This window comes from Streptomyces rimosus subsp. rimosus, from assembly GCF_000720725.1.
GTDB classification, from domain to species: domain Bacteria; phylum Actinomycetota; class Actinomycetes; order Streptomycetales; family Streptomycetaceae; genus Streptomyces; species Streptomyces rimosus_A.
On the sequence record NZ_JOCQ01000209.1, the window covers coordinates 1 to 2,965 of the forward strand.

Here is a 2,965-nt window from a genome sequence, read left to right on the forward strand (position 1 = left end):
GGGGAGGGCAGGGGCGGGGCGGGGGCGGCCAGGGTGCGTTCCATTCCGGCGACCGTCTCGCGGAGTTGGGGGAGTACGGCGGTGGGCAGGTCGGCGGCGGCCAGCCGGCTGGTGTGGCTGACGACGCTGACCGCGCACACCGGGCGGCCCTGAGGATCACGTACGGGTACGGCGACGGCGACCAGCCCCGGCTCGATCAGCTGGTCGTCCAGGGACCAGCCCGCGGTACGGGCCGCCTCGACCCGGGACGCGAAGTCCGCCCCGGGGTCCTCCGGCCCCGTACCGCCGTTCCCGTCCCGGCGTGGTGGTACGGCTCCGTCCCGGCGCGGTGGTACGGCCGGGAAGCCCGCGTCCGTGGGGTCCGCCGCGCGCCGCTCCCGCCAGCGGCGCCAGGCGTCCTCGTCCCAGCCGGCCGCGAACAACGCCCCGGGCGCGCCGCGTTCGGCGGGCAGCAGGTCGCCGATGCGGAACGCGAGGGACATCGCGCGCCGCCGTGTCGCCTGGTGGACGAAGCGCACCCCGTCGCCGTCCGGCACGGCGAGTGAGACGGACTCGTCGAGCGCGTCGGCGAGCCGTTCGGCGGCCGGGCCGAGCCGGTCGGGCAGTTCGGAGGCGGCCAGGTAGGCGTTGCCCAGTTCCAGCAGGCCGGGCGCGAGCACCGCGTCCCGGCCCTCGACGCGTACGTACCCGAGCCGGGCCAGGGTGCTCAGGACGCGGTCGACGGTGGAGCGCGCGAGGCCGGTCGCGCGGACGAGGTCGCCGACAGCCTGCCGTCCGCCGCCCGTGGAGAGCGCGCGCAGCACGGACAGGCTGCGCATCAGCGGCCCCACCGCCTCCTGGGGCGGCGGGGTATCGGTGGCGGGGTACGTCATCGGCTCTCCACGGTGCGGACTTCTCGTCGCTCGTCGGAACCGTATCCCGGGACCCGTTGACAGGGCTGGGAGAGGGGGACAGACTCAGGGCACGCCAGGTTGTGAACTTCAGTTCGCCTGGCGAACGAGGGGTGTGGGGAGGGCGCGACGGGCCGTACGGCACCCGGCGCCCGGCAGCACAGATCGACGCGAGGGCGAGGACATGGCCGACATCCGTTCCCTGCACGACGCCGTCGGGGACCTGGTCCACGACGGGGACACCGTCGCGCTGGAGGGCTTCACCCACCTGATCCCGTTCGCCGCGGCGCACGAGATCATCCGGCAGGGCATCACCGGCCTGACGCTGGTCCGGATGACGCCGGACGTGGTCTACGACCAGCTCATCGGCGCGGGCGCGGTCCGCAAACTGGTCTTCTCCTGGGGAGGCAACCCCGGCGTCGGCTCGCTGCACCGCTTCCGCGACGCGGTCGAGAACGGCTGGCCGCACCCGCTGGAGCTGGACGAGCACAGCCACGCCGGGATGGCCAACCGCTATGTCGCCGGTGCCTCGCAGCTGCCGTTCGCGGTGCTGCGCGGCTACCGCGGCAGCGGCATTCCCGGCCGTACGGACACCGTCGCCACCGTCACCTGCCCCTTCACCGGCGAGGAACTGGCCGCCGTGGCCGCCCTCAACCCGGACGTCACGGTCGTCCACGCCCAGCAGGCCGACCGCGACGGCAACGTACAGCTGTGGGGCCTGACCGGGGTGCAGAAGGAAGCGGTGCTGGCCGCCCGGCGGGTGCTGGTCACCGTCGAGGAGATCGTCGACGGGGCGCTGGAGCCCCGGCCCGGCTCGGTGGTGCTGCCCGGCTGGGTGATCGACGCCGTCGCGGAGGTCCCCGGCGGCGCCCACCCCTCGTACGCGGCCGGGTACTCCGTCCGGGACAACGACTTCTACCAGGAGTGGGACGCCGTCTCCCGCGACCGGGACACGTTCACGCGCTGGCTGGACGACAACGTACGGAAGGCGGTCCGATGAGCGGTACGGAGAGCGGTACCGGGAGCGGTACGGAGAGTGGTACGGACGGCGGTGCGCGCTGCGGGCGCGACGAGCTGATGGAGGTCAACGCGGCACGGGCACTGGCCGGTGCGCGCAGCTGCTTCGTCGGGATCGGGCTGCCCAGTACGGCCGCCAACCTCGCGCGCCGCACCGTCAATCCGGATCTGGTGCTGGTCTACGAGTCCGGCACCATCGGCTCCCGGCCGACCCGGCTGCCGCTGTCCATCGGCGACGGCGAACTGGCCGACACGGCGGACGCGGTGGTGTCCGTGCCGGAGATGTTCAACTACTGGCTGCAGGGCGGCCGGATCGACGTGGGCTTCCTCGGCGCCGCCCAGCTCGACCGGTTCGCCAACATCAACACCACGGTCGTGGACCGCGGCCCGGACCGGCCCGAGGGCCGGCTGCCCGGCGCCGGCGGCGCCCCGGAGATCGCCGCCAACTGCGGTGAGGTCCTCATCGTGCTGCGGCACACCCGCCGTAACTTCGTGCCCGCGCTCGACTTCGTCACCACCCTCGGCCACGGCACCGGCCCCGGCGACCGCGCCGCCCTCGGCATGCGCGGCGCCGGACCCACCGCCGTCATCACCGACCTCGGCATCCTGCGCCCGGGCCCGGACACCGCCGAACTGGAGCTGACCGCGCTGCACCCCGGCGCCACGGTGGAACAGGCCCGGGAGGCGACCGGCTGGGAACTGCGCGTGGCAGCGGACTTGACGGTCACCGAAGCGCCCACCGAGGCAGAACTGTCCGCCCTGCGCGCGCTCAAGGCGGCCGGAAGGAAGGCAGCGTGAGCACCGTGGACGTGCGTGATGTGTATGTCGTGGATGCCGTGCGGACCCCGATCGGCAGGTACGGCGGTGCGCTTGCGGGTGTCCGTCCTGATGATCTGGCGGCGCATGTGGTCAGGGCCCTGGTGGAGCGCACTCCGGAGCTGGATCCGGCGCGGATCGATGATGTGGTGTTCGGGGATGCGAACGGGGCGGGGGAGGACAACCGTAATGTGGCGCGGATGGCGGTGCTGCTGGCCGGGCTGCCGGTGACGGTGCCCGGG

The 2,965-nt window shown here is 73.7% G+C and carries 4 protein-coding genes; 3 read left to right on the plus strand and 1 reads right to left on the minus strand.

Translation table 11 applies throughout. The annotated features are described in order from the left end of the window. A partial coding sequence (locus IH45_RS0142400; RefSeq protein ID WP_030682436.1) for an IclR family transcriptional regulator occupies positions 1–872 on the minus strand: 872 nt, incomplete at its 3' end. Positions 873–1,074: 202 nt separating this feature from the next. Here IH45_RS0142400 and IH45_RS0142405 point away from each other — a divergent pair. The 3 genes from IH45_RS0142405 to IH45_RS0142415 form a co-directional block, all read left to right on the plus strand. Further along, a complete protein-coding gene (locus IH45_RS0142405) occupies positions 1,075–1,890 on the plus strand; it encodes a CoA transferase subunit A (RefSeq protein ID WP_030682439.1) in 816 nt (271 codons plus the stop codon). Positions 1,891–1,967: 77 nt separating this feature from the next. Beyond that, the gene (locus IH45_RS0142410; RefSeq protein WP_050515591.1) at positions 1,968–2,705 is read left to right on the plus strand and encodes a CoA-transferase subunit beta; all 738 of its coding nucleotides are present in this window, start codon (positions 1,968–1,970) and stop codon (positions 2,703–2,705) included. Between the two features lie 5 nt (positions 2,706–2,710). Further along, on the plus strand, positions 2,711–2,965 hold a 255-nt coding region (locus IH45_RS0142415; RefSeq protein ID WP_463607464.1), incomplete at its 3' end, for a thiolase family protein.

Bases quoted from the DNA above. Each gene is read 5' to 3' on its own strand.
- IH45_RS0142405 (WP_030682439.1), top strand. From the start codon at position 1,075: ATGGCCGACATCCGTTCCCTGCACGACGCCGTCGGGGACCTGGTCCAC.
- IH45_RS0142410 (WP_050515591.1), top strand. From the start codon at position 1,968: ATGGAGGTCAACGCGGCACGGGCACTGGCCGGTGCGCGCAGCTGCTTC.